19 protein-coding genes are annotated in these 24,948 nt (G+C 67.6%); 13 read left to right on the forward strand and 6 right to left on the reverse strand.

What is annotated here, in order from left to right; all coding sequences use genetic code 11:
- Positions 1–31 precede the first annotated feature (31 nt).
- Positions 32–5,512 carry an alpha-2-macroglobulin family protein gene (locus E3C22_RS10645; RefSeq protein WP_245514918.1) on the reverse strand — a complete coding sequence of 1,827 codons (5,481 nt, stop codon included), beginning with the start codon at positions 5,510–5,512 and terminating at the stop codon, positions 32–34.
- A gap of 243 nt (positions 5,513–5,755) precedes the next feature.
- Here E3C22_RS10645 and E3C22_RS24475 point away from each other — a divergent pair, with 243 nt between their 5' ends.
- From E3C22_RS24475 to E3C22_RS10665, 4 genes are all read left to right on the forward strand, one after another.
- Positions 5,756–5,974 (forward strand): hypothetical protein, encoded by a 219-nt coding sequence (locus tag E3C22_RS24475; protein WP_167591731.1) that lies wholly within the window; start codon positions 5,756–5,758, stop codon positions 5,972–5,974.
- Positions 5,975–6,432: 458 nt separating this feature from the next.
- Positions 6,433–6,651: a hypothetical protein gene (locus tag E3C22_RS10655; RefSeq protein WP_134762010.1), complete on the forward strand. Its 219-nt coding sequence runs from the start codon at positions 6,433–6,435 to the stop codon at positions 6,649–6,651.
- A gap of 213 nt (positions 6,652–6,864) precedes the next feature.
- The gene (locus tag E3C22_RS10660; protein ID WP_134762462.1) at positions 6,865–7,884 is read left to right on the forward strand and encodes a LacI family DNA-binding transcriptional regulator; all 1,020 of its coding nucleotides are present in this window, start codon (positions 6,865–6,867) and stop codon (positions 7,882–7,884) included.
- A 181-nt stretch (positions 7,885–8,065) separates the two neighbouring features.
- A complete protein-coding gene (locus tag E3C22_RS10665) occupies positions 8,066–8,521 on the forward strand; it encodes a hypothetical protein (RefSeq protein WP_134762011.1) in 456 nt (151 codons plus the stop codon).
- 125 nt (positions 8,522–8,646) lie between these two features.
- Here E3C22_RS10665 and E3C22_RS10670 read toward each other — a convergent pair whose 3' ends face one another.
- Positions 8,647–9,936, reverse strand: coding sequence for a polysaccharide biosynthesis/export family protein (locus tag E3C22_RS10670; protein ID WP_167591732.1), 1,290 nt, complete (start codon positions 9,934–9,936; stop codon positions 8,647–8,649).
- A gap of 578 nt (positions 9,937–10,514) precedes the next feature.
- Between E3C22_RS10670 and cysQ the strand changes: the two genes are divergently transcribed.
- The 5 genes from cysQ (at position 10,515) to E3C22_RS10695 (ending at position 17,612) form a co-directional block, all read left to right on the forward strand.
- The gene (gene cysQ, locus E3C22_RS10675) at positions 10,515–11,324 is read left to right on the forward strand and encodes a 3'(2'),5'-bisphosphate nucleotidase CysQ (protein ID WP_134762013.1); all 810 of its coding nucleotides are present in this window, start codon (positions 10,515–10,517) and stop codon (positions 11,322–11,324) included.
- Between the two features lie 82 nt (positions 11,325–11,406).
- Positions 11,407–12,333 carry a sulfate adenylyltransferase subunit CysD gene (gene cysD / locus E3C22_RS10680; RefSeq protein WP_134762014.1) on the forward strand — a complete coding sequence of 309 codons (927 nt, stop codon included), beginning with the start codon at positions 11,407–11,409 and terminating at the stop codon, positions 12,331–12,333.
- Positions 12,333–14,222 (forward strand): sulfate adenylyltransferase subunit CysN, encoded by a 1,890-nt coding sequence (cysN, locus tag E3C22_RS10685; protein WP_134762015.1) that lies wholly within the window; start codon positions 12,333–12,335, stop codon positions 14,220–14,222. The genes cysD and cysN overlap by 1 nt, the downstream gene beginning before the upstream one ends.
- A gap of 236 nt (positions 14,223–14,458) precedes the next feature.
- Positions 14,459–15,484 (forward strand): TAXI family TRAP transporter solute-binding subunit, encoded by a 1,026-nt coding sequence (locus tag E3C22_RS10690; protein WP_134762016.1) that lies wholly within the window; start codon positions 14,459–14,461, stop codon positions 15,482–15,484.
- Between the two features lie 100 nt (positions 15,485–15,584).
- Positions 15,585–17,612 (forward strand): TRAP transporter permease, encoded by a 2,028-nt coding sequence (locus tag E3C22_RS10695; RefSeq protein WP_134762017.1) that lies wholly within the window; start codon positions 15,585–15,587, stop codon positions 17,610–17,612.
- A gap of 286 nt (positions 17,613–17,898) precedes the next feature.
- Here E3C22_RS10695 and E3C22_RS10705 read toward each other — a convergent pair whose 3' ends face one another.
- Genes E3C22_RS10705 through E3C22_RS10715 form a run of 3 tightly spaced genes read right to left on the reverse strand, consistent with a single transcriptional unit; the run spans position 17,899 to position 21,056 of the window.
- Positions 17,899–18,897 (reverse strand): Hsp33 family molecular chaperone, encoded by a 999-nt coding sequence (locus tag E3C22_RS10705; RefSeq protein ID WP_134762018.1) that lies wholly within the window; start codon positions 18,895–18,897, stop codon positions 17,899–17,901.
- On the reverse strand, positions 18,890–19,843 hold the full coding sequence (argF, locus tag E3C22_RS10710) for an ornithine carbamoyltransferase (protein ID WP_425364969.1): 954 nt from the start codon (positions 19,841–19,843) through the stop codon (positions 18,890–18,892). Before argF ends, E3C22_RS10705 begins: the two co-directional genes overlap by 8 nt.
- A gap of 1 nt (position 19,844) precedes the next feature.
- Positions 19,845–21,056, reverse strand: coding sequence for an aspartate aminotransferase family protein (locus E3C22_RS10715; RefSeq protein WP_134762020.1), 1,212 nt, complete (start codon positions 21,054–21,056; stop codon positions 19,845–19,847).
- 422 nt (positions 21,057–21,478) lie between these two features.
- Between E3C22_RS10715 and E3C22_RS10720 the strand changes: the two genes are divergently transcribed.
- The 4 genes from E3C22_RS10720 to E3C22_RS10735 all read left to right on the forward strand — a co-directional run bounded on the left by E3C22_RS10720 (position 21,479) and on the right by E3C22_RS10735 (position 23,941).
- Positions 21,479–22,030 carry a GcrA family cell cycle regulator gene (locus E3C22_RS10720; protein WP_134762021.1) on the forward strand — a complete coding sequence of 184 codons (552 nt, stop codon included), beginning with the start codon at positions 21,479–21,481 and terminating at the stop codon, positions 22,028–22,030.
- Positions 22,031–22,172: 142 nt separating this feature from the next.
- Positions 22,173–23,312 (forward strand): alpha-D-ribose 1-methylphosphonate 5-triphosphate diphosphatase, encoded by a 1,140-nt coding sequence (locus E3C22_RS10725; RefSeq protein WP_134762022.1) that lies wholly within the window; start codon positions 22,173–22,175, stop codon positions 23,310–23,312.
- Positions 23,313–23,381: 69 nt separating this feature from the next.
- Complete coding sequence (locus E3C22_RS10730; protein WP_134762023.1) at positions 23,382–23,657, forward strand: ribbon-helix-helix domain-containing protein; 276 nt, start codon at positions 23,382–23,384, stop codon at positions 23,655–23,657.
- Positions 23,654–23,941: a type II toxin-antitoxin system RelE/ParE family toxin gene (locus E3C22_RS10735; protein WP_134762024.1), complete on the forward strand. Its 288-nt coding sequence runs from the start codon at positions 23,654–23,656 to the stop codon at positions 23,939–23,941. The genes E3C22_RS10730 and E3C22_RS10735 overlap by 4 nt, the downstream gene beginning before the upstream one ends.
- 74 nt (positions 23,942–24,015) lie before the next feature.
- Here the strand turns inward: E3C22_RS10735 and E3C22_RS10740 are convergent, their stop codons facing one another.
- On the reverse strand, positions 24,016–24,945 hold the full coding sequence (locus tag E3C22_RS10740; RefSeq protein WP_342635624.1) for a S66 peptidase family protein: 930 nt from the start codon (positions 24,943–24,945) through the stop codon (positions 24,016–24,018).
- Positions 24,946–24,948 lie beyond the last annotated feature (3 nt).

A 24,948-nucleotide genomic window follows, 5' to 3' on the forward strand; every position in this document is an offset into this window, starting at 1 on the left:
CTCGCAGCGCCCGCCGCAGGGCTGCCCTGCCTCACTGCAGCGGACCGATCACCGTGACGCGGCCGGCGTCGGTGCGGCCGCGGCGGGACGGATCGTACATGTTCTCGACGCTCGCCGCCGGATGGGCGAAGTCCCCCGGCGCGACGGCCCGGACGATATAGGCAAAGCGCCGGGTCGAGGCGTCGTTGAGGCCCTGGTCGAAGGCGGCGAGGAAACGGTCGGAGCGGAACTCCGTATGCGCCGCCTGGCCGGTCAGCGACAGCCAGTCGAGCGCCGCGACGTCGCCGGAGCGAAGGATCGCCGGATTGTCGATCGCAAAGCCCGCCGGCAGCGGATCGTCCAGCATCAGCCGGGCCGGGCCGCGATCGACCGGCGTCACCTCGTCGACCACCACCAGCCGATCGCCCTGGCCGATCTTCGCCGGGTCGGCCGGCTTGCCCTCCAGCGTGTAGTAGCTGCGCGCGACGGCATAGCCTTCGCTGGAAGCCGGCGGCGCAACCTCGGGAACGCCGCGGATCGTCACCTCCGCCCCGACGGGCGCCGCCGCGCGGTTGGCGATGTCGATGCCGGCCGCAAGGTCGGCCTCGTCGAGCGAGGCCGAATAGGGACCGTCGATGTTTTTGCCGGCGACGGTCAGCTTCGGCGGATTGCGGCCGAGCAGCGCATGGGCGGCGAGCAGCGACCAGGCGTCTTCCTGGGTGGAGGTGTAGCGCTGGTTCTGGCGGGCGGCATTGACCTTCTCGACCAGCCCCTCGAAGGAGACCCCGTCGACCGCCGTCTCGAGACCGAGGGTCAGCACCGCCGCGTCGTCGCGCAGCGCCGTGCCGTAGTCGGAGCGCCCGGCATTCGACTGCGGCTCCATCGACGCGTCGATCGCCGCGCGGAACACCGTCTCGGCCCGCGAGCGGTCGCCATAGAGCGCCAGCGCGGCCGCCATCTGCGCCTTGGACAGCGCGGTCGGCAGGCTGGCGAGTTCGTTGTCGACATAATAGCGCAGGTCGCCGATCGCGGCCCGGCCGTTGCGGGCAAGGACGTAATAGGCATAGGCGACCGGCCGCCAGTCCGGCTTCTCCGGCAGATAGGCAAGACTGTTCCTGAGATTGTCGACGGCCAGCGTGAAGCCCTCGTCCGGCACCTCGTAGCCGGCCTCGCGCGCCCGGGTGAGGAAGTCGGTGACATAGGCGTCGAGCCAGAGATCGCCGTAGTCCGGCTGCCAGAGGCCAAAGGAGCCGTTGGAGGCCTGGTTGGCGAGGACGCCGGAAATCGCCTCGTTCACCCGCTTCTTCACGTCCTCGCCACCGCCGAGCCCGGCCGAGAGGATGGTCTGGTCGAGATAGACCAGCGGCATCGCCCGGCTCGTCAGCTGCTCGGTGCAGCCATAGGGATAGCGGTCGAGGGCGCGCACCACGCCGGCGACATCGAACTCCGCCGCGCCGGTAATCGAGACGGTCGCGGACGCCGTCCCCTCGACATAGCCGGCGAAAAGCTGCGGATCGAGGCCGAGCTTGCCGCCATTGGCGGCGATGGTGAGCCGCGTCTTGGCGACATCCTTCGGCGCGTTGGAGCGCACCGGCAGGACGACGGTCTTCCTCAGCGTTTCGCCGGAAGGCGCCGCGAGCGCCACCTCGATGGTCGCATCGCCCACCGCCTCGCCGGTGACCGGGATCAGCACCCGCTCGCGGCCGTTTTTGGCAAGGGTCAGCTTCGTCTCGGCATCACTCCCGAGCGAGACGATGGTGCCGCCCCCCTTGAGCGACAGCGTCGCCTCGCCGGCAGGGCCCTCGACATGGGTGACGTCGACGGCGAGGCGCGAGGTGTCGCCCGGCGAAAGGAAGGCCGGCCGCGAGACGGCGATGACGATCGGGTCGCGCACGATCATCTCGCGGTCCGCCTCGCCGACCGCCGATTTCGACCAGGCGATGGCCATGAGTTTCAGCGTGCCGTTGAAGTCCGGGATATCCAGCGCGACGGTCGCCTTGCCGTCCGCGCCGACCGCGACGGGGCCGGAATAGAGCGAGACGAGCTGATCCATCGGCGGCGGGCTGTCGAAGCTCGCCCCGGCATCGCCGCCCGAACGCACCGTGCCGGGAGCGCCGGCCATGCGGTCGATCAGCCGGGAATAAAGGTCGCGGATCTCGACGCCGAGCCGCCGCTGGCCGAAATAGTAGCCTTTCGGCGAAGGCGGCTTGAAGCCGGTGACGTTGAGAATGCCGACATCGACGGCGGCGAGCGTCACATAGGCGGTCTCGCCCGCAGCAACGCCGCCGATGGCAAGGCCGATCTCCTGGGTCCGGCGCGGCTCGATCTTTTCCGGCGCATCGATGGAGACCTCCAGCGCGCGATCGCCGGGCTCGACGCTGACATGGGCGATGCCGATCGCCCGGCCGGGCATGCGCTTGGCGCCAAGGTCCATCGGCCGGTAGACGACGGCCGCGACATAGGCGCCGGGCCCCCAGTCGCGGGTGACCTTCAGATCGACGCTGCCGCCGTCGGCAGGGATCTCGGCGGTGGTGCGGTCGATGATCCGCTCGTCCATGACGAAGATCTCGGCCTTGCCGGCAAAGCGCGGCTCGATCCGCACCTTCGCCGTGTCGCCGACCTTGTAGGAAGGCTTGTCGAGGGAGACCTGGGCGACATCCGGCGTCTCCAGCGAGGCCGCCGAGACATACCAGCCGGCGTCGAAGGAGACGCTGGCGGGCACGGCAGCGCCGGCCGGATCGACGACGGAGAGTTCGTATTCGCCCCATTCGACCGGCATCGACAGGCTCGCGGGCTTGTCCGCCGAGACCTCGAGCGTGCCGCTGGCGACCCGGGTCGAGGTCTTCACCGGCTCGTAGTTCCAGGAGCCGGAACTCGAATACCACTGGAAATCGACGCGGACCTTCTTCAGCTCCCATTTCAGGCCGGCCGCTGCGATCGCCTCGCCCGACGGGCCGACGGCGAGGATGTCGAAGCTTGCCTCAGACCCTTCTGGCACCGAGCCGTCGAAGCCGGGCTTGATCCCGATACGCGGGCTCGTCGCCGCCACCGGCAACGCCTTCGTCCGCTCGACCGGGCTGCCGGCGGCGTCGATCACCCGGAGCTGCAGTTCGGCCGAAAGCGGCCTCGTGGTCGCCGGCGGCTCGAAGGCCGCCATGGTCAGTTCCGCCTTGCCGTCCTCGTCGGTGCGCACCGCGTCGAAGGACTGGCGGGTATCGGTCACCTCGTCGCTCGAAAGGCCGAAGGAATAGCCCGGCCAGGCCGCGATGGCAGCCGAGGTGCTGAGGACTGCCTCGCCATTCACCTCGAGATCGCCGGCCGGCGCGCCGAAGAGATAGCGGGCATCGACGGAAACGCTGGGCGGCGACGCGGGATCGAGGCTTTCGGCGTCCGTCGCGATGTCGAAATCGATCTTCTGCGGCTCGAAGTCTGCGACCAGCACGCTGGTCTCGGCGAGCGCCGGCTGCTTCGGATCGGTGTGGAGCGCCACCTTCCAGACGCCGCGCATCGCGCCCTCGGGCACATCCAGCTGAAAGGCATAGCCGCCGGCGGCAAAGTCCGACACCGACTGGCGCTGATATTCGACGCCGTCCGGCCGCTTGACGATCTCGGTCAGCGACAGGCCGGGCATGGCAGCGCCCGCGCCATCGCGGGCGAGCGCGTTGAAATGCACCGTGTCGCCGGCCCGGTAGATGCCGCGATCGGCGGTCAGATAGACGTCGATCGGCCCGGCCGGTGCACGGCCGCCGACGCCGCGATCGGTGAGGTCGAAGGGCGAATCCCCGACATTGAGGAAGACGAAGTCGCTGCCCTTGCGGGCGACGATCAGCGCCGGGCGGTCGCCGCCGGTGCCGCGCATCAGCCCGGCGGAAAGTCTCAGATGGCCGGCCGCGTCGCTCGAGCCCTGGCCGAGGACCTGGTTGTTGGCGGCGACGAGATCGACCGAGACGCCGGACAACGGCTCGGCGCTGCCGAGCGAGCGGGTGACCACGTGAAAGCCGTCGGCGGCCGAGAAGGTGGTGAGGCCGATATCGGAGACGACGAACCACTGGGTCGCCAGCTGGTCCTGATATTGCGGGCCGTTCTTCGCCTTGGCCGAGAGGACGTAGACCCCCGGCTGCATGTCGGGCACCATCTCGGCGACGGGGATCGCCGTCGTCACTTCGGCATTGACCTCCCGCTGGACCGAAACCGTGCCGGTCCAGACGTCCTCGCCCGTCTCGCCGGTGATCTGGTCGACCTGCCACTGGGACAGCGACTTCAGGAAGCCACCCTCGGACAGCGCGCCGGCAAGGCCGCGCTCGCCGATCCGCTGAACCTTCGCCTCGACCGTATCGGCATTGACGGTGACGACCGGCACCGTGGCGTTGCCGCCGGCGGGAAGCACATAGGCGTTGGTGGCAAAGCGCACCGACGGATCGCGGTCGCGGACATAGACGGAGACGTCGGCCTGTTTCGCCAGCTTCTCGCCGTCGATGGCGGCGATGCCGGCGCGCGCGACGATACGGTAGCGCTCGCCGTGCTTCACGCCGTCGATGCAGATCTGCGAGCCCTCCGCCGAAACCGGCAAAGTGTCGCCGCCCTCGACGCTGACATAGTCGCCGGGATTGTCGGAGGTGGTGAGCGCGCGCGACAGCTGGTCGGAAAAGGTCAGGCAGATGCGCGGATTGGCGGCGTTGTTGTCGACGGTGTTGCCGGTGATGCGGAAGCCGTGGGTGGCGACGGCGGTCTCCAGCCGCGTCGCGACTTCGGGATCGTCCTTGGCGGCGATGCTGCGCCGATAGGCGCGGATCGCCAGCTTCCAGTTCTCCTCGGCCTCGTAGCTGCCGGCAATCGCCGCCAGCGCCCTGGCCTTTTCCGCATCGCTGGCGGCGGTGAGAAAAGCGCCGATGGCGGCGTCCTTGCGCAGGCGGGCATTCTCGCGCTGCTCGGAATATTCGCTCGGCTGGAAGGCCAGCGCCGCATCGGCGAGCCCCTGCCAGGCGGCCTGATCGAGCGGCTGGCGCTTCAGCACCTCCTGCCAGAGGCGGATCGCGTCTGGAAAGGTCAGCGCCGATGCGGCCTGGCCGGCGAGCGCCTCGAGGCTCGTCGAAGCGAGGTCCTTGTCGCGCTCGGCGCCGGCCAGCTTCAGGCGGAGGCGACCCGCCGCCTCGACGCTCGATGCGGGCAGGAAATCGAGCTCCTTCGCCCGTTCGATGAGGCTCGCCTCGTCGACCGGCGGCGGCGCGACGATCTCGCCGGAAACGGCGCCCGCCACCCTGCGCAGTTCGCCGACGCCGTCCTTCAGGAAGCACCAGCGGGTGCGCTCGTTGAGGGTGAAAGCCTTGCAGCGATCGTCGCCCTTGCAGGCGGCGGTGCAGGCATCGAGGTCGACGTCTTTGAGGATGTCGTAGTCGCGGCCGAAATAGTCGGCATTGCGGGTGATGACGACGCTGGTCTCGCCGCTCGCCTGCGCCATCGCCGCCGAGGAGGAGACGGCGAGCGCGCAGAAAATCGCCAGAGCCTTCAGACCAAACCTGCCGAACCTGCCCATGGATCGACCCCCGTATCTGCCTTGCCCCATGGGCACCCTTACGACGAAGGAGAAGCCCCGGCTAGTCGGGTCGGACAAAAGATTCGGTGATCGGAGAGGCATGTCCGCAAAGGCTGCGCCTGGCCCTCCAATCCCCCGCGCCCGACGATTTCCGCCAGCCGCCGGGCGGAAATCGCTCTGGCGGTTTCACTCTCCCGGCATCGGTCGGAAAGACCTGCCATTCAACCCGAGGAGAGACCCGTCATGATCCGCAACGCCATCATCGCCGCCGCCACCGTCGTCACCGCCGCCGCCGCCCTCGCCGCTCCGGCCAGCGCCCATGGCTACAAGTCCTACGGCTACGACTACGACACCGTCCGCTACGAAAAGGTCTGCCACATCGAGAAGCGCAAGGTCTTCGCCGGCTACGACGAGTGCGGCAACAAGCTCTGGGTCTGGAAGCGCGTCCGCTCCTGCCACTGAGCCGCCGTCCCGGGCCGATCCGGCCCGAACACGCCCGAACCCTCCCCCGCTGTCCGGCCGCCACGCCCCTGGCTCCCCCTCCGGACAGTTTCAGGAAAACCGCCCCGTCCTCCCCGGGGCGGTTTTCTCCGTTTCGGGCGTGCCAGTCTCGCGGGCTGCGGCCGGGCGGCAAGCCGATGCGGTCGTTCACCCGTGACGTCCCGTCTTCGGGCCTCCGCTGCGGGACATGCCCGGCCGGGAAGCCGCGCTCCTGTATCAGGCGGAGGCTTTCGCGCAGCCGGCCAAGAGGATTTTCCAACGCCCGGCGCCGCGCGTCTTGCGGGGCAGAAGCCTCGCCTCTTCCGGTCCCGGAGAACTTTTTTTCGATCGGCCGTCACGCAAATCGCTCTGGCGGTTTCACTCCCCCGGCATCGGTCGAACGGACCAGCACCCCTCAGAACCCGAAGAGAGAGAGACCCATGATCCGCAACACCATCATCGCCGCCGCCACCATCGTCACCGCCGCTGCCGCCCTCGCCGCGCCGGCCAGCGCCAAGAGCTGGCACAAGCCGCATTACGGCTATGACAGCGTCCGCTACGAGAAGGTCTGCCACATCGAGAAGCGCAAGGTCTTCGCCGGCTACGACGAGTGCGGCAACAAGCTGTGGGTCTGGAAGCGCGTCCGCTCCTGCCACTGAGCGCCCTTTCCTCAAGCCTTCCGGCGCCCCTCCCCGCCGGACGGCAGTCAGGCCGCCGACAAAACCGCCCCGCTTCGCCGGGGCGGTTTTTCGTTGCCGCAAGCGCGCAGCCGGCGGGCTTCGCCGGGCGACGGCGCTGCCGGGGCTTTCCGCACCCGCAAGCTTTTGCCATAGATCACCGGACCGGTCATGGCGGAGGCATCGCAGGCATTCGTGGCGCAGAGGGTGAAATTGTCGACCATCGGAGAGGCGCTCGGCCTTTCGACCGCGACCGTGTCGCTGGCGCTGAGGGACAGCCCGCTGGTCGCCGACGTCACCCGCGAGCGGATCAAGGAGGCGGCCCGCGAACTCGGCTACATCTACAACCGCCGCGCCGCCTCGCTTCGAACCTCGCGCTCCGGCATCGTCGGCGTCTGCGTCCACGACGTGATGAACCCGTTCTACGGCGAGATCCTCAAGTCGATCGAGAGCGAGCTCGACCGGCACCGCCAGACCTTCATCCTGTGCAACCATCACGACGACCTGTCGAAGCAGCGCTCCTTCACCGACACGCTGCTGCAGCTCGGCGCCGACGGCGCCATCCTCTCGCCCGCCCTCGGCACGCCGGCCGCCGACATCCGCCTCGCCGAGGAAAACGGCCTGCCGGTGATCCTGATCGCACGAACGATCGAGGGGGCCGGCGTCGAGGGTTTTCGCGGCGACGACGCCTATGGCATGGGCCTCGCGGTCGATCATCTGGTGTCGCTCGGCCACCGCTCGATCGCCATGATCGGCGGCACCCGCGCCACCTCGACGGGCCGCGAGCGCGAAGCCGGCTATCGCGCCGGGCTCGAGCGCGGCGGCATCGCGTTCCGGCCGGAATGGCGGATCGAGGGCCCGCGCGACCGCCATTCCGGCTTCGCCTCGGCGAGCGAATTTCTGGCGCTGCCCGAACGGCCGACGGCGATCGTCTGCTTTTCCGACCTTGTGGCCCTCGGGGTGATGTACGGCCTTGCCCGCGGCGGCGTCAGGCCGGGCATCGACGTCGCCGTCGTCGGCTATGACGACATCGAGGAGGCCGAGATCGCCATGCCGCCGCTGACCACGGTGTCGAACGGCCAGAGCGAGGTCGGCGAGCGCTCGGCGAGCGCGCTTCTGCAGCGGCTGCAGGGCGTCGAGGCGGCGGAGCGCACGACGCTGATCGAGCCGCAATTGCGGGTCCGCCAGTCCTGCGGGGCGCCGCTGCCGCGCTGAGCGGTCGTTATCGGCGCGAGGGCTTTGCGTTCACCCCGGACGTCCCATGGCAGACGGACGGTGCCGCTGAAGCTTGCGCGAATTCATAATGAAATCTGACCATCTGGCGCCGCCGTCAACGTTCGCTTAAGCTTTCCGGGACGATAATCGGCTTCAGTCAATTTTAACGGATCTGCGCCCGATGAACTTCACGGCCACCGTCCTCGGCACCGCCGCCGCCGCCCTCCTCGTCATCGCCAAGCTCCAGGCGGCCCCCGAACCCGGCCGCGATCTCGGCAACAGCTTTGCCGGGACGAACGTCGTCTCCCTCGATCGCACCACCACCGGCTCGATCCGGGAGACGGGCGCAACGCCCGCCGCCGTCCGGCTGATCGATCTTCGCTCCGGCGCGAGCTGCAAGGTGGCGGGCAGCCAGCCGGCACCGGGCGGCTTCGAGCCGGTACCGCTCGGCACCGACTGCGCCGCCTCGCCGGAGCTTTCCAAGGTGTCGCAGTGGCGGGCGACCGGCGACGGCACGCTGGAGATGGCCGATGCCAAGGGTCGCACGGTGATGCGCTTCATGCCCGGCGACGGCGTGCTCTACGAGAGCGTCTATCCGCGCGACGCGCTGGTGACGATCGTTCCCGCCCGCAGCTGACGCCCCGCTCGCGGCGATCCAGTCGCCGTTTCATTCCGAAATCATCTAATCGGACGTGCCGAAGCCGCGTGACGACATGCGGCGGCGCGCATGCCTGCGCCGCATGGCGTTTCGCGTGCGGCCGGCTACTTGGCCAGGCGATCCGACAGGATGCTGACGGTGCTGACCGCGCTCAGCGTCGGGGTGACGACGCCACTGAGTGCGTCCACCGCCTGCTTCACCGGGACGTATGGCGCGGTGGCGACATAGATCATGTCGCCGGAATGGATGCGGAAGTCCTGGGCGTAGATCAGCCCGGACGGCTCGCGCAGATTGAAGCGGTAGATCACCGGCACGTCGCCGGACAGCCGCGTCGCGCCCGGCTCGCCCGGCGCGGTCCGCTCGAAGGCGGCGCCCTCGTAGCGCGCCAGCATCTCCGGCCCCGGCTCGCGGCGAAGCACGAAGACGCCCATCGGATTGGCAAGGGTCGGGTTGAGGCCGCCGACCTGCGCCAGCGCCTCGGCAAGGCTCATCTCGTAGCCCTGCAGCGGCAGCTGGTCGCTCTTGCCGGTCGCCCCCAGCGCCACATAGGTGCGCGGCTGGCGGGTCAGAAGCACGACGTCGCCGGGGCGGACATAGACGTCCTCTTCCGGGTTGTTGACGAGTTCGGAGAACGGCATCTGCACCGTCCTGCCCGAGCGGGTCAGCGACACCGCGGTCTCGTAGATCGGCGTCTTCGGGCCGCCGACCCTGGCGATCAGGTCGAGCAGCTTCAGCCCGGAGGTCGGGATCGGCACCGAGGCGCCGGTCACCGCGTCGCCGGTCACCGTCACCGCGGTGGAATTGCCCTGCGCCACGGAAACCACCGCCTGCGGCTCGATGGCGCGGTCCCTCAAGGCGGCGACGATGCGCTTTTCCACCGTCGAGGCGGTCGATCCGGCGACCTGCACCCGGCCGGCATAGGGAATGGTGATCGAGCCGTCGCGGGCCACCTGCTGGGCCGGCAGATGCACCGAGGAGGAGCCCTGGCCGCCGGCATTGAGCGAAGAGAACAGACCGCCGACGCCGGCCTCGAACAGCGTCACGTCGACCACGTCGCCAACGCCGATGCCGGTGTCGGAAGGCAGCGAGCGGCTGGCGATGGCGCGGAAGGTCGGCCGCGGCTCTTCCTGCTGATAGGCGAGCACGGTCGGATCGACCGGGACGAGGAGATAGCCGTCGCGCCACTGGACGGCAGTCTCGTCGACATTGCCGACGAAGGCGCCGGCCGTCGGGCCGGCGGCCGGCAAAGCGGCGCAGCCGGACAGGAGCCCGGCCATCAGCGCCGACAGAGCGACGCCGGCAACCCGCCGGCGCTGCGGCTCCCCACGCCGATCAGCGCCGCAAGCCGCCGCCGTCCCGCAGGTCTCGTTCCGTCCAGTCGCCGTCGACCCCATCCAAATCCCCCCTGCGGGTGCGAATGACCCGAGGCATACAACTTCGCGCCCGAACGCCCGAGAGACGCCGCTCCCCCGAACGGCCTCCGCATCGAGCGCCTTTCGGCGCTGCCGAGATGGCGGTGGAGCGCCCTTCGGACACCGCGCCGAGCCCCGAAGAACCGGGCTTTGCGGCATCGAAGGTGAATCACGCCAGCCGACCACCAGTGGGCGAGAGTGCTAAACCAGAAGGATTGACGAGAACTAGCGATTTGCCGCAACGCCCGTCGTTAGATCGTCGCTGTGGACATTCTGCAACAGTTGTTGCCGTTGCAACGAAGGCTGCGCCGCAGGGTGCGGTGGGGTTTCCACTGCTCTCATGACGTCGATCGACCGCCTTTTTCGGGTCGAAACCGGGATCGCTGCACGGGGCGGCAGCGCTGGACCCTCGCGGCTTGCATGGCCATGATCATCTGCTATGCGTGCTGCAGAGCAACATCGGCAGTCTTTCGCATCATCGGGAAGACTGCCCGAGGCATCGCGAGGCGAAATTCCGATAAGGAAGCTTTCGCCCCACCGTAGAGACGAGTGATTCTGATTTGACCCTCTCCGAGCTGACCGCCATCGCCCTTCGGGGCGGCGAAGAGATCCTGAAGATCTACGCGACGGCCTTCGATAGCGAGACCAAGGCGGACTCCTCGCCGGTAACCGAGGCCGACATCAATTGCGAGGCGGTGATGAAGCCGCTTCTGGCGAGGCTCGCGCCGGACGTGGTGATCGTCGCGGAGGAAGCGGTCTCCGCCGGCGACGTGCCGGCCGAGGCGAAGCGGCTGTTCCTCGTCGATCCGCTCGACGGGACCAAGGAATTCATCAATCGCAACGGCGATTTCACCGTCAACATCGCGCTGGTCGAGAATGGCGTCCCCGTGGCAGGCGTCGTCTACGCCCCGGCGATCGGCACGCTGTGGGCCGGTTCCGCCGAGGAAGGCGCCTTCAAGGCCACCGTGAAGGACGGCCAGATCGGCGAGCGTCAGGCGATCGCCTGCCGCAATGCGCCGGAGAGCCTCGTTGCCGTCGGCAGCCGCTCGCACGGCTCGGCGGCGACCGAGGAATGGCTCAAGCGCTACACCGTCGAGCGCTTCGTCTCGCGCGGCTCGTCCCTGAAATTCTGCCTCGTCGCCGAGGGCGAGGCCAACGTCTATCCGCGGCTCGGCCGCACGATGGAGTGGGACACGGCGGCCGGCGACGCGGTGCTGCGAGCCGCCGGCGGCATCGTCACCACCCTCGACGGCCGGCCCCTCGCCTATGGCAAGCGCCAGCAGGAAAACGACGTCGATTTCGCCAATCCGCACTTCGTCGCCTTCGCCGACCCTCTCCTTGCCACGAAATTGGCACAGGATGCAGGCTGATCGCCTGAAGCGACCCGAACAGGACGCGATGAAACTGAAATGAGCGGCGCCTCTTTCCCGAACCGTAAGGACTGATCGACCGATGTCGGCATCGCCAGCCACGCAGACAAGAGAACTCACCCATCTCCAGCGCCTCGAGGCGGAATCGATCCACATCATGCGCGAGGTGGCGGCCGAGTTCCGCAATCCGGTGATGCTCTATTCGATCGGCAAGGACTCCTCGGTCATGCTGCATCTGGCGAAGAAGGCGTTCTACCCTTCGCCGCCGCCCTTCCCGCTGCTCCATGTCGACACGACCTGGAAATTCCGCGAGATGATCGCCTTCCGCGACCAGGCCGCCAAGGACGCCCGGATGGACCTCATCGTCCATACCAACCAGGAGGGCGTGCGCGACGGCGTCACCCCCTTCACCCACGGCTCGTCGGCCTACACCAACATCATGAAGACCGACGCCCTGAAGGAGGCGCTGACCAAGTACCGCTTCGACGCGGCCTTCGGCGGCGCCCGGCGCGACGAGGAGAAGAGCCGCGCCAAGGAGCGCATCTTCTCCTTCCGCACCGAGAACCACGGCTGGGACCCGAAGAACCAGCGACCGGAGCTGTGGAACGTCTATAACGCCCGGGTCCGCAAGGGGGAATCGATCCGCGCCTTCCCGCTGTCGAACTGGACCGAGCTCGACATCTGGCAGTACATCCTAAAGGAAGCCATTCCGATCGTGCCACTCTACTTCGCGGCCAAGCGCCCGGTGGTGGAACGCGACGGCATGCTGATCATGGTCGACGACGAGCGGCTGCCGCTCGCCCCCGGCGAGACGCCGGAGATGCGGCTGATCCGCTTCCGCACCCTCGGCTGCTACCCGCTGACGGCGGCGATGGAGTCGCCCGCGGCGACGCTTCCCGAGATCGTCCATGAAATGCTCATCGCCCGCACCTCGGAACGGTCCGGCCGGCTGATCGACCACGACGAGGCCGGGTCGATGGAGAAGAAGAAGCGCGAGGGTTATTTCTGATGGACGCTTTCGATCCCGCGGCCTTCGCCGAATATCTCTCCCGCCAGGAGCGCAAGGACCTGTTGCGCTTCCTCACCTGCGGCTCGGTGGACGACGGCAAGTCGACGCTGATCGGCCGACTGCTCTACGACACCAAGCTGCTCTTCGAGGACCAGCTGGCGACGCTGCAGAAGGACAGTGCCAAGCACGGCACGGTCGGCGAGGACATCGACTTCGCGCTGCTCGTCGACGGGCTGGAGGCCGAGCGCGAGCAGGGCATTACCATCGACGTCGCCTATCGCTTCTTCGCCACCGAAAAGCGCAAGTTCATCGTCGCCGACACGCCGGGCCACGAGCAGTACACCCGCAACATGGCGACCGGCGCCTCCAACGCCGACCTCGCGATCATCCTGATCGACGCGCGCAAGGGCGTCCTCACCCAGACGAGGCGCCACTCCTACATCGCCTCGCTGCTCGGCATCAAAAACGTCGTCCTGGCGATCAACAAGATCGACCTCGTCGGCTATTCCAAGGACGTCTTCGAGAAGATCCTCGCCGACTACAATTCCTTCGCCGACGAACTCGCCTTCGACAACATCCAGCCGATCCCGATGTCGGCGAGGTTCGGCGACAACGTCACCCAGCGCGGCGAGAACCTTTCCTGGTACGACGGCCCGACGCTGCTCGAGCATCTGGAAAGCGTCGACATCCGCGGCGACGAGATCGACCGGCCGCTGCGCATGCCGGTGCAGTGGGTCAACCGGCCCAATCTGGACTTCCGCGGCTATTCCGGCACCATCGCCTCCGGCACCGTGTCGGTCGGCGAGGAGATCGTCGTCGCCGGTTCGGGGCGGTCCTCGACCGTCAAGTCGATCGTCACCTATGACGGCGAGCGCGACCGCGCCATCGCCGGCGAGGCGGTGACCGTGACGCTCGCCGACGAGATCGACATCTCCCGCGGCGACCTTCTCTGCGACGCCAACCAGCGCGCCGAGGTGGCCGACCAGTTCTCGGCGCATCTCATCTGGATGCATGACGAGGCGCTGGTCCCCGGTCGCAACTACCTCTTCAAGATCGGCTCGAAGACGGTGTCGGGCTCGGTCACCGAGATCAAGTACAATGTCGACGTCAACTCGTTCCAGCATCTGGCCGCCAAGAAGGTGGCGCTGAACGAGGTCTCGGTCGTCAACCTGTCCTTCCGCGAGCCGATCGCCTTCGATCCTTACGGCGACAACCCCGCCACCGGCGGCTTCATCGTCATCGACCGGCTGTCGAACCTCACCGTCGGCGCCGGGATGATCGACTTCGCGCTGCGGCGCGCCGCCAACATCCACTGGCAGGCGGTGGACCTCGACAAGCACCGGCGCGGCGAGGCGATGGGCCAGCGCCCGGCGGCGATCTGGTTCACCGGGCTTTCCGGCGCCGGCAAGTCGACCGTCGCCAACCTCGTCGAGAAGCGCCTCTTCGCGCTCGGCAAGCACACCTATCTGCTCGACGGCGACAACATCCGCCACGGCCTCAACCGCGACCTCGGCTTCACCGAGGCGGACCGGGTGGAGAACATCCGCCGCGTCGGCGAGACCGCCCGGCTGTTCGTCGATGCCGGCGTCATCGTCCTCTGCTCCTTCATCTCGCCCTTCCGCTCCGAGCGGCAGATGGCGCGCGATCTCCTGGAGCCGGGCGAGTTCGTCGAGGTGTTCGTCGACACGCCGCTGCACGTCGCCGAAAAGCGCGATCCGAAGGGCCTCTACAAGAAGGCGCGGGCCGGCCGGATCAAGAACTTCACCGGCATCGACAGCCCCTACGAGCAGCCCGAGCGCGCCGAGATCACGCTCGCCGGCGGCATGGCCGCGCCGGAGGATCTCGCCGACCAGGTGATCGAATATCTGCGCGATCACGGCTACATCTGATCGGGGAACCGACCCGTCCGGCAGGCCCGCTCACGTGGCGGGCCTGCCGACACGCCGCATGACGCGCCGGCCGACAGTTTGAGGCGCGTAGCGCCGCACGAGAGGCTCTGCCCCGCGCCTTGAAAAATGTGGGCGAACCTTACCGAAACGTCATCGAGGCTTCCGGCTTCGGGCAGAGCTGGTTATGGTCCCTTTCGCCGAATTTCCCGCCTCGCGGCCAGAAAGGACCAGATCCCATGCGATTTTCCCTCAAGAAGACCCTGATTGCGGCCGGCGCCGTCGTCACCGTCGGCGCCCTCGCCGTCGGCGGCTCCTTCGCCCAGGACATGAAGTTCTTCCGCATCGCCACCGGCGGCACGGCCGGCACCTACTTCCCGATCGGCGGCCTGCTCGCCAATGCCATCTCCAACCCTCCGGGCTCGCGCGCCTGCGATGAGGGCGGCAGCTGCGGCGTGCCCGGCCTCGTCGCCACCGCCATTGCCTCGAACGGCTCGGTCGCCAACGTCAACGCCATCGGCTCGGGCACGATCGAATCCGGCTTCTCGCAATCCGACGTCGCCTATTGGGCGCAGACCGGCACTGGCGTCTTCGAAGGCAAGGGCAAGGTCGAGAAGCTGACCGCGATCGCCAATCTCTATCCCGAGAGCATCCATCTCGTCGCCAAGGCGGATTCCGGCATCAAGTCGGTCGCCGACCTGAAGGGCAAGCGCGTCTCCCTCGACGAGCCGGGCTCCGGCACGCTGGTCGACGCACGGCTGATCCTCGAGGCCTATGGCATCACCGAGAAGGACATCGAGCCGGAATATCTGAAGCCCAACCAGGCCGCCGACCGGATGCGCGACGGCGCGATGGACGCCTTCTTCTTCGTCGGCGGCTTCCCGGCCGGCGCCATCGTCGAGCTTGCCTCGAACACGCCGATCACCATCGTGCCGATCGCCGGCGACGAGGCGAAGAAGGTCACCACCGACTACGAGTTCTTCGCCAAGAACACGATCCCCGCCGGCACCTATGACGGCCAGGAGGGCGACGTCGAGACGCTGTCGGTCGGCGCCCAGTGGGTGACCAGCGCCGACCAGCCGGAAGATCTGATCTACGAGATCACCAAGGCTCTGTGGAACGACAACACCCGCAAGCTGCTCGATGCCGGCCATGCCAAGGGCAAGGAGATCACCAAGGAGACCGCGCTCGACGGCGTCGCGATCTCGCTGCATCCGGGCGCCAAGAAGTTCTACGACGAGGCCGGCATTACCGCCTCGAAGTAACCGCTCCAGGATTGCCGGCCGCCTTTCGCCATGCGCGGGGGGCGGCCGGTCCGTTTGTTCCGATCCTCTCAGCCATGATCCCCGCGACACCGTCCAGCCGATGAACCAGACCGCCGAGTTCGATCCCGACAAGACCAAGGAGCTGGAAGAGCGCTTCGACCCGGAAGTGCGCTTTCGCCCGCTCGGCAAGGTGGCGGCCTTCATCGCCGCGCTGCTGCTCTTCGCGCTGTCGCTGTTCCACTACTACACGGCGGGCTTCGGCCTGCTGCGCGAGGCGACCCATCGCGGCGTCCACCTCGCCTTCGTCCTGTCGCTGATCTTCATCGTCTTCGCGGCGACGCCGAAGGGCCAGGAAAGGCTCTACCCGTCGTCGCTCCTGCGGCCCTTCGGCCTGCCGATCCTCGACTGGCTGTTCGCCATCGCGGCGGCGGTCTCGGCGCTCTACGTGCCGTTCATCTTCGACGACCTTGCCTTTCGCGTCGGCAATCCGCTGCCGATCGACGTCGTCATGGGAACGGTCCTGATCGTCGTCCTCCTCGAGGCGACGCGCCGCTCGATGGGCTGGCCGCTGGCGGCGATCGCCGTGGTCGTCATGGCCTACGGCCTCTTCGGCCAGTATGCGCCGGGCGTCCTCGTCCATCCGGGCGCCGACTGGAAGACCCTCGTCAACCATCTCTACCTCACCAGCCAGGGCATCTACGGCCTGCCGGTGGGCGTCGTCGCGACCTATGTCTTCCATTTCGTGCTGTTCGGCGTGCTGGCGACGCGGATCGGCCTCGGCCGGCTGTTCATCGACCTCGCCTCGGCGCTGGCCGGCCGCTTTTCCGGCGGCCCGGCCAAGGTGTCGGTGTTCTCCTCCGCGCTGCTCGGCTCGATCTCCGGCTCGTCGATCGCCAATACGGTGACCACCGGCTCGCTGACCATCCCGGCGATGATCCGCATCGGCTATCCGCGCCACTTCGCGGCAGCCGTCGAGGCAGCGGCCTCGACCGGCGGGCAGATCACCCCGCCGGTGATGGGCGCCGCGGCCTTCCTGATGATCGAATTTCTCGGCGTTTCCTATACGACGATCATCACCGCGGCGATCGTGCCCGCCTTCATGCATTTCTTCGGCGTCCTGGTACAGGTGCATCTGGAGGCCAAGCGCCTCGGCCTGCGCGGCCTCACCAAGGAAGAGCTGCCGAAGGTCGGCGCCGTCCTGAAGCGCGACTGGCCGACGGTGGTGCCGCTGATCCTCCTGATCGCCATCCTGATGCAGGGCTATACGCCCTATCTCGCCGCCTTCTGGGGCATCACCGCCTGCATCGTCGTCGGCCTCGTCAATCCGCTCAACCGGATCGGCCCGCGCGACGTCTTCGACGCCTTCGTCCTCGGCGCGAAATACGCCCTAGCAGTCGGCGCGGCGGCGGCGACCGTCGGCATCATCATCGGTGTCGTGACGCTGACCGGCGTCTCCTTCAAGATCGCCTACATGGTCACCTCCACCGCCGGCGGCTGGGCGGCGGCGGTCGCGCCGTTCATCCCCTTCGACGTGATGGGCGTATCGACGCTGACGCTGCTGATCACGCTGCTCCTGACAGCGATCGTCTGCATCGTCATGGGCTGCGGCATCCCGACGACGGCGACCTATCTGATCATGGTGTCGGTGGCAGCGCCCGTCCTCGGCCTGCTCGGCATCGCGCCGCTGGTCGCCCACTTCTTCGTCTTCTATTACGGCGTCCTTGCCGACGTGACGCCGCCCGTCGCGCTCGCCGCCTATGCCGGCGCCGGCATCGCCAATGCCAACCCGTTCAAGGCTGGCAACACCGCCTTCCGGCTGTCGATGGGCAAGGCGCTGGTGCCTTTCGTCTTCGTCTTCGCGCCATCGCTGCTGCTGGTGACCGACGGCTTCACCTGGCAGGCCTTCGCGCTGGCCTTTTCCGGCACGATCGTCGGCATCACGGCGCTGTCGGCGGCCTTCGCAGGCTGGCTCGCCGGGCCGCTCTACGCGGCCGAACGCTGGCTGCTGGCGGCAGCGGCGATGCTGCTCGTCGCGCCGGAACTCGTCTCGACGCTGATCGGCCTTGCGATCGTCGCGCTGGTGATCGCGCGGCAGACGCTGATGCCGAAGGAGGCCGCTGCCGTGTGAGGGACAGAGGATACGGGTGCCGCAGTGGGCTCGGCCGCCATGGTTTGAGCGGATGCATGTGCACCCCCCTCTGTCCTGCCGGACATCTCCCCCTCAAGGGGGGAGATCGACCTGCATCGATGCCACTGCTACCAGGCAACAATGCGCAGCTTGCACAGCGAATGATGGGAGCGGGCCGTACCTCGAAACCTCCGATCTCCCCCCTTGAGGGGGAGATGTCCGGCAGGACAGAGGGGGGTAGGAAGCTTCGCAAAAGCGGAAGAGCGATCGCGTCAGAGCCCGTCGATCAGTCCTCGCGGAAATCGCCGGGGTCGAATTCGTACTGCGTGCCGCAGAATTCGCAGGTGACCTTGATCACCCCGTCCTCGACGCTCTCCTCGATCTCCTCGGCGGTGAAGCTCGACAGGACGCCGCCGATCTTCTCGCGCGAGCAGGAGCATTCGTCGATCACCCGGTCGGCCGGGAAGACCCGCACGCCGCGCTCGTGGAACAGCCGGAACAGCAGCCGCTCGACGCCGATCTCGGGATCGGTGAGTTCGGAGGCGTCGACCGTGTCGACCAGCGCCCGCACCTCGAGCCAGGCGTCGTCGAACTCGTCGCTCTCGTCGTATTCCTCGGCGCCCTCGGGAAGGTCGCCGCCCGGAAGGTCCGGAAGCCGCATCCGCTCGGCGGATTCGGGCAGGAACTGCGCGAGCAGCCCGCCGGCCCGCCAGCTTTCAACGAAGCCGTTCTCGCCGCGCCGGGCGATCTTGGCGACGGCGAGCTTCACCGTCGTCGGAATCTGCTCTGACTGGCGGAAATAGGTCTCGGCGACGGCTTCGATGTCGGCGCCGTTGAGCTCGACGATGCCCTGATAGCGCTGGGTGTAGCTGCCCTGGTCGACGGTCAGCGCCAGCGTGCCGTTGCCGAGCAGTTCCTCGGAGCTGGTGGCGCCACTCGCCACAGCCTCCGCCAAGGCCGCGTCGTCGTAGCGGGCATAGGCGCGCACGCTGGAGGGCGTCGAGAAGTCGACGACGAGCAGGTCGACAGGCCCGTCGGTCTGGGTCTGGACGATGAACTTGCCCTCGAATTTCAGCGAGGTGCCGAGCAGCACGGTGAGGACGATCATCTCGGCCAGAAGCCGCGACACCGGCTCCGGATAGTCGTGCCGGTCGAGGATCTGGTCGAGCATCGTGCCGAGCTGCACGCCGCGCCCGCGCGCGTCGAGAGTCTCGACCGCGAAGGGCACGACGGCATCGTCCCCGGCGAGGTCGCCGAGGGACAGGATGCGCTCGTTCTCAGCCATGGGCGGAGGTTCCGCGGGCCGCCTCGCCGAAGCACCAGGCGAGAATGGCCTTCTGGGCATGCAGGCGGTTCTCGGCCTCGTCGAAGACCACCGACTGCGGCCCGTCGATCACCCCGTCGGTGACCTCCTCGCCGCGATGGGCCGGCAGGCAGTGCATGAACAGCGCCTCCGGCTTGGCATTCGCCATCAGCCGCTCGTTGACCTGGTAGGGCATGAAGACGTTGTGGCCGCGCGCCTGCTCCTCGCGGCCCATCGACACCCAGGTGTCGGTGACGACGCAATCGGCGCCGGACACCGCCTTCACCGGGTCGGTGGTGGTGACGATCGAGGCGCCCTCGCCGCGGGCCCAGTCGATGTAGCGGCCGTCGAGATCGGAGCCTTCCGGCGTCGCAATCCTGAGCTCGAAGTCGAAGCGGGCCGAAGCCTCGGCGAAGGAGGCGAGCACGTTGTTGCCGTCGCCGGTCCAGGCGAAGACCTTGCCCTTCACCGGGCCGCGCTTCTCCTCGAAGGTCATCAGGTCGGCCATGATCTGGCAGGGATGGGTGTCGTCGGTCAGCCCGTTGATCACCGGCACGGTGGCATGCTCGGCCATTTCGAGCAGCCGGTCGTGGGCGGTGGTGCGGATCATGATCGCATCGACATAGCGCGACAGGACGCGGGCCGTGTCGGCGATGGTTTCGGAGCGCCCGAGCTGCATCTCGGCGCCCGACAGGAACAGCGTCTCGCCGCCGAGCTGGCGCATCGCGACGTCGAAGGACACGCGGGTGCGGGTCGACGGTTTGTCGAAGATCATCGCCAGCATCTTGCCGGCGAGCGGCTTGTCGCCCGCCGGAAGCAGCTGCTTGCGCCGCGAGGCATCCTCGATGATCAGCCGGAGATCGGCCTGCGACACGGCCGCGATATCGAGGAAGTGCCGCGGATTTGCGGAGTTGTTGGTCATCGTCATCTCATGCGCTGGCGCGCTGCGGCGTCGAAAGGCTCGAAGCGGCGCCCTCGATCCGCTCCATGGCGTTGCGGATCTCGTCCTCCGTGATGTTCAGCGGCGGCAGCAGCCGCACGACGTTGTCGCCGGCCGGCGCCGCCAGCATGCCCTCGCCGCGCAGCGCGGCGATCATGTCGGTGTTCGGCACGCGCATCTTCAGGCCGATCAGCAGCCCGTCGCCGCGGATCGCCTCGACGACATCCGGATAGCGGTCGGCGAGCGAGGCGAGCGATTGCTTGAAGAACAGCGCCTTGCGCCGGACCTCATCGAGAAAGCCGTCCTCCAGGATCACGTCGAGAACGGCGTTGCCGACCGCCATGGCGAGCGGGTTGCCGCCATAGGTGGTGCCGTGGGTGCCGGGCGTCATGCCCTTGGCGGCTTCCGCCGTGGCAAGGCAGACGCCCATCGGAAAGCCGCCGCCGATGCCCTTGGCCGAGGCCATGATGTCCGGCGCGACGCCGGAATTCTCATAGGCATAGAGGCGCCCCGTGCGCCCGACGCCGGTCTGCACCTCGTCATAGATGAAGAGCAGGCCATGGGCGTCGCAGAGCTCGCGGATCAGCTTCAGGAACGGCGTCGGCACCGGGCGGATGCCGCCCTCGCCCTGGATCGGCTCGATCAGGATGGCCGCGACGTCGGCGCCAGCCGCCGCCGAGCGAAGCGCCGCCTCGTCGCCGAAGGGCAGCTGGTCGAAGCCCTCGACCTTCGGCCCGAAGCCCTCGAGATATTTCGCCTGGCCGCCGGCGGCGATGGTCGCCAGGGTGCGGCCGTGGAAGGCGCCCTCGAAGGTCAGGATGCGGAAGCGCTCGGGATGGCCGGAGACGTACTGGTAGCGCCGCGCGGTCTTGATCGCGCATTCCAGCGCCTCGGCGCCGGAATTGGTGAAGAAAGCGCGGTCGGCGAAGGTGTTGGCCGTCAGCCTCTCGGCAAGCCGCGTCTGGCCCGGCACCTCGAAGAGGTTCGAGGTATGCCAGAGCTTCTCGGCCTGATCCTTCAGCGCCGCGACGAGATGCGGATGGGCATGGCCGAGCACGTTGACCGCGATGCCGCCGGACAGATCCATGAACCGTCGGCCTTCGCGCGTCTCGATCCAGACGCCTTCGCCGCGCTCGAAAGCGAGCGGCGCGCGGGCATAGGTCTGATAGAGCGGCGATTTGTCCTGAAGATTCTGGTTCATGGGTTTCAACTCGTCTGGGAGCGGCCTTGTTCAAAGCTCCTGAAAACGTCAAAGCCTGCCGCAGGGCAGGCTTTTCAGGCGTCTCCGATTTCTCGGAAAGGCCCATATATCATGTCGTCCGCGCCGGCGCGAGGCAGGAGACGGCCAAATTTCGCATCGCCGCAATATCAGTGACGCTGCGTTACGTGAAATTGCTGCCGATCGACCCCATATTGGCTGGGGAAAAACACCGGAACGGACATTTCCCGTATCCCCGACTCTTGTCACCGAGTCACGCGATACGGTAAATTCCGGAGCTAGATACTAGACTTCGAGCGGCGGACCTAGTCTCACCATACATCTTGTATCCTCCTCCGTGTGCCATGCTGCACGGACGGTGAGTGGATTCCGGCCGCCGCTTCCTTTGAGAAGGAGCAAAACCAATGGGTTGGACGGACGAACGCGTGGAGATGCTGCGGCAGCTCTGGACCGAAGGGCACAGCGCCAGCCAGATCGCCGACAAGCTCGGCGGCGTCAGCCGCAACGCAGTAATCGGCAAGGTCCATCGCCTCAAGCTGGAATCCCGGATGAAGACCGAGGCCAAGCCCGCCATCGTGGCGGAGCCGGTGGTCGCTGCCGCGCCGCGCGTCGTCGCGCAGCCGGTCGCAACGCCGCAGGTCGTCGCGGCGCAGGTCGTGCAGACCAGCCGGCCGGTCGCCCGCACCATGGGCGCGACGGCACTGAAGGTCGAGATTCAGCACGAGATCGAGGAAGAGGCCGCGCCGGTCGCCCGGCAGAGCGGCGAAGTCGTGCCGATGACCCGCAAGCTGTCGCTGGTGCAGCTGACCGAGCGGACCTGCAAATGGCCGATCGGCGATCCGCTGGCGCCGGACTTCCATTTTTGCGGCGACCATTCCGGCGACGGCACGCCCTATTGCGCCTTCCACGCCAAGCTCGCCTTCCAGGCGGTGACGGAGCGTCGCCGGGCCCGCTGACGCTGCCCCGACATCGCCGGACGTGCCCCCAAAAGCCCGCGGCTCCGCGCCACGGGCTTTTCGTTTTTTTTCAGATCGCCGCCGGCTGCGGCCGCAGCCGTCCTGACCGCATTTGTAACGTCGAGCCCCGGTAGCAGCCGCCATGACCGAGCCAGCGATCCTCGCCAACGCCCGCATCGTCCTTGCCGACGAGATCGTCAAAGGCGCCGTCGTCATCGAGGACGGGCTGATCGCCGAAATCCGGCCCGGCCGCATGGATGGCGGCACCGACATGGGCGGCGACTATGTCCTGCCGGGTCTCGTCGAGCTCCACACCGACCAGATCGAGGGACACCACCACCCGCGTTCCGGCGTCGTCTGGAACGAGATGGCGGCGATCCAGGCCCATGACGGGCAGGTCGCGACCTCCGGCATTACGACGGTCCTCGATGCCATGCGCGTCGGCACCGACGAGAACACCCGATCGAGCAGCGAGGACGTTGCCGCGCTGGCGACGACGCTCGACCGGGCGATGAATGATGGTCGCCTGCGCGCCGAGCACTTTTTGCATCTGCGCTGCGAGGTTTCCGCCGACGACGTCCTTGAAGGTTTCCGGCTCATCAAGGACCAGCCGCGGCTGAAGCTCGTCTCGCTGATGGATCACGCGCCGGGCCAGCGGCAGTTTCACGACCTGGCGGCGCTGAAGGCCTATCTGACCGACAAGTTCAGGATGAGCGAAGCCGATTTCGAGGCCTTCGCCGCGGCGCGCATCGCCCAGTCGGAAAAGAACGCCGCGCCGCATCGCCGGGCGATCGCGGAGGAATGCCGCGGGCGGGGCATCGCGCTCGCCTCCCATGACGACGCGACGCTGGCGCATGTGGAGGAGTCGAATTCGCTCGGCACGCAGATCTCGGAGTTCCCGACCTCGATCGCGGCAGCGCAAGCCTCCCGAGACGCCGGCATGAAGGTGCTGATGGGGGCGCCGAACGTCGTGCGCGGCGGCTCGCATTCCGGCAATATCTCGGCGCACGACCTCCTGCGCGCCGGCCTGCTCGACATTCTCTCGTCGGACTATGTGCCCTTCAGCCTGATCCAGTCGGTGTTTGCGCTGGCCGAGACGGGAGACGCCTCGCTGCCGGCGGCCGTGCGGCTTGCCAGCGCCAACCCGGCCGCCGCCGTCGGCCTGACCGACCGCGGGACGATCGCAGAAGGGAGGCGGGCGGATCTCGTGCGGGCCGCGCACAAGGCCGAAGAGCCGCCGGTGGTACGGAGCGTCTGGCGCGAAGGGCGAAGGGTGGCGTGAGCGTTCGGGACGGCGACTGTCGGGCCGCGGCCAGTGTGATAAAGTATGTGCGCGTAGCCGGAGCCGCCGATGTCCAGGATTGAACGCATGACCATCGCCCTGCCCGCCGAAATGGCGGCGGATCTGAAGGCCGCCGTCGCAGAGGGTCGATATGCCTCGACCAGCGAAGTCGTGCATGAAGCCTTGCGCGAGTGGACCAGAGCCCGCGATGTCCAGCGCCACGAACCCGCAGCGGTGCACGAACTGATCCGTGCCGGCGACGAAAGCGGCCCGTCGATCCCGGCCGAAGATGTCTATGCGGAACTGCGCGCGCTTGTCGCGGCAAGGCGGGCGGGCAGCGCTTGAAGCGGCTCGCATACTCACCTCAGGCCCTGGCGGATCTCCGCGACATCGCAATCTACATCGCCGAGGATGATCCGGACCGTGCGATCAGTTTTGTGGCGGAACTTGAACGAAAGGCGGTGCTTGCAGCCGTCCGCCCATCGAGCTTCAGGGAGCGATCCGATATATCAGCCGGCCTGCGAATGATGATCCACGGGCGCTATTTGATCTTCTTTCGCGAACTGGCCGACGAAGTTCGCATCGTCCGGTTTCTACACGGCGCCCGAAATCTCGGCGACTTGTTTTAATCGTGACACGACCATCGATCCTGCCCCTGCCAGATTGCCGAAATGGAGAGCAGCAACATCATATTCGGAAAGGATTACTCGACCTTCAGCAGACCGCGATCCGCGTCGAGTTCCGCCATGCCGCCGGTCCTGATCGCTACGGTCCCGGGCCCATGACCAACGGGCAGTCCACCCAGCACCGGGACATCGAAACGTGCCAGATGACCGGCAAGGATCGCGCGCAGCATTGCGTTGCCCTTGTCCGAATGGCCAGACAGACGTCCAATCGCGAAGCCGGCGACCCCGTGCAGATGGCCGCCCTTCACCAGCATCGTCAGCGGGCGATCGACCTCGCCGGGATGCTTGTCGACGCATTCCAGGAGCAGGATCGCACCACGCAGGTCGGGCAGCGCCCAGCCGGCCGCCGTCGCGATCAAATCGAGATTGCCGCCGATCAACCGTCCCCGAGCGGTGCCGCGACTGGTGAGTTGGCGCGTCGGCTCCTGCGCCAGGCTGGCGATGCAGAGAGGTTCGCCGCCTATCAGGATCTTTCGCAGACCGCTCGCATGAGCCTCGACAGGCGTGCCCTCGAAGTGCCAGGCCACCGCGCCATGGGCGCAGACGAGGCCGCAATGGCGCTGGAGAGCCAGTTGCAGGATGGTGATGTCGCTGAAGCCGACCAGCCACTTCGGATCGCGGCTCATCGCATTGAAATCCAGCTGGTCGGCGATGCGGTAGGAGCCCTTGCCGCCGCGCGTTGCGATCACCGCCCGCACATTCGGATCCCGGAAGGCCGCATCGAGATCGGCGAGGCGCTCGCCGTCCGAGCCGGCGAGATAGCCGGAGCGCGCGAGGACGTGGTCGGCGAATTCGACCTGCAGATCCCATCCGGACAGGATTTCCGCCGCGCGGTCGAGAACCGCCTGTGATACGGGGCTTGCCGGCGAGACCAGCCGAACGACGTCGCCTCGACGGAGGAGTTGCGGGCGGATGATTGGCGGAAGGTCAAGGCTTTCCACCATCATCAC

Origin of the sequence: Jiella endophytica, from assembly GCF_004519335.1 — a bacterium.
Lineage (GTDB): Bacteria > Pseudomonadota > Alphaproteobacteria > Rhizobiales > Rhizobiaceae > Jiella > Jiella endophytica.

What these genes read in the sequence shown, in the direction of transcription:
- E3C22_RS10645 (WP_245514918.1), bottom strand. Translation starts at nt 5,512, where the DNA reads ATGGGCAGGTTCGGCAGGTTTGGTCTGAAGGCTCTGGCGATTTTCTGC.
- E3C22_RS24475 (WP_167591731.1), top strand. Translation starts at nt 5,756, where the DNA reads ATGATCCGCAACGCCATCATCGCCGCCGCCACCGTCGTCACCGCCGCC.
- E3C22_RS10655 (WP_134762010.1), top strand. Translation starts at nt 6,433, where the DNA reads ATGATCCGCAACACCATCATCGCCGCCGCCACCATCGTCACCGCCGCT.
- E3C22_RS10665 (WP_134762011.1), top strand. Translation starts at nt 8,066, where the DNA reads ATGAACTTCACGGCCACCGTCCTCGGCACCGCCGCCGCCGCCCTCCTC.
- E3C22_RS10670 (WP_167591732.1), bottom strand. Translation starts at nt 9,936, where the DNA reads ATGGGGTCGACGGCGACTGGACGGAACGAGACCTGCGGGACGGCGGCG.
- cysD (WP_134762014.1), top strand. Translation starts at nt 11,407, where the DNA reads ATGTCGGCATCGCCAGCCACGCAGACAAGAGAACTCACCCATCTCCAG.
- cysN (WP_134762015.1), top strand. Translation starts at nt 12,333, where the DNA reads ATGGACGCTTTCGATCCCGCGGCCTTCGCCGAATATCTCTCCCGCCAG.
- E3C22_RS10690 (WP_134762016.1), top strand. Translation starts at nt 14,459, where the DNA reads ATGCGATTTTCCCTCAAGAAGACCCTGATTGCGGCCGGCGCCGTCGTC.
- E3C22_RS10695 (WP_134762017.1), top strand. Translation starts at nt 15,585, where the DNA reads ATGAACCAGACCGCCGAGTTCGATCCCGACAAGACCAAGGAGCTGGAA.
- E3C22_RS10705 (WP_134762018.1), bottom strand. Translation starts at nt 18,897, where the DNA reads ATGGCTGAGAACGAGCGCATCCTGTCCCTCGGCGACCTCGCCGGGGAC.
- argF (WP_425364969.1), bottom strand. Translation starts at nt 19,843, where the DNA reads ATGACGATGACCAACAACTCCGCAAATCCGCGGCACTTCCTCGATATC.
- E3C22_RS10715 (WP_134762020.1), bottom strand. Translation starts at nt 21,056, where the DNA reads ATGAACCAGAATCTTCAGGACAAATCGCCGCTCTATCAGACCTATGCC.
- E3C22_RS10720 (WP_134762021.1), top strand. Translation starts at nt 21,479, where the DNA reads ATGGGTTGGACGGACGAACGCGTGGAGATGCTGCGGCAGCTCTGGACC.
- E3C22_RS10725 (WP_134762022.1), top strand. Translation starts at nt 22,173, where the DNA reads ATGACCGAGCCAGCGATCCTCGCCAACGCCCGCATCGTCCTTGCCGAC.
- E3C22_RS10730 (WP_134762023.1), top strand. Translation starts at nt 23,382, where the DNA reads ATGTCCAGGATTGAACGCATGACCATCGCCCTGCCCGCCGAAATGGCG.
- E3C22_RS10740 (WP_342635624.1), bottom strand. Translation starts at nt 24,945, where the DNA reads ATGATGGTGGAAAGCCTTGACCTTCCGCCAATCATCCGCCCGCAACTC.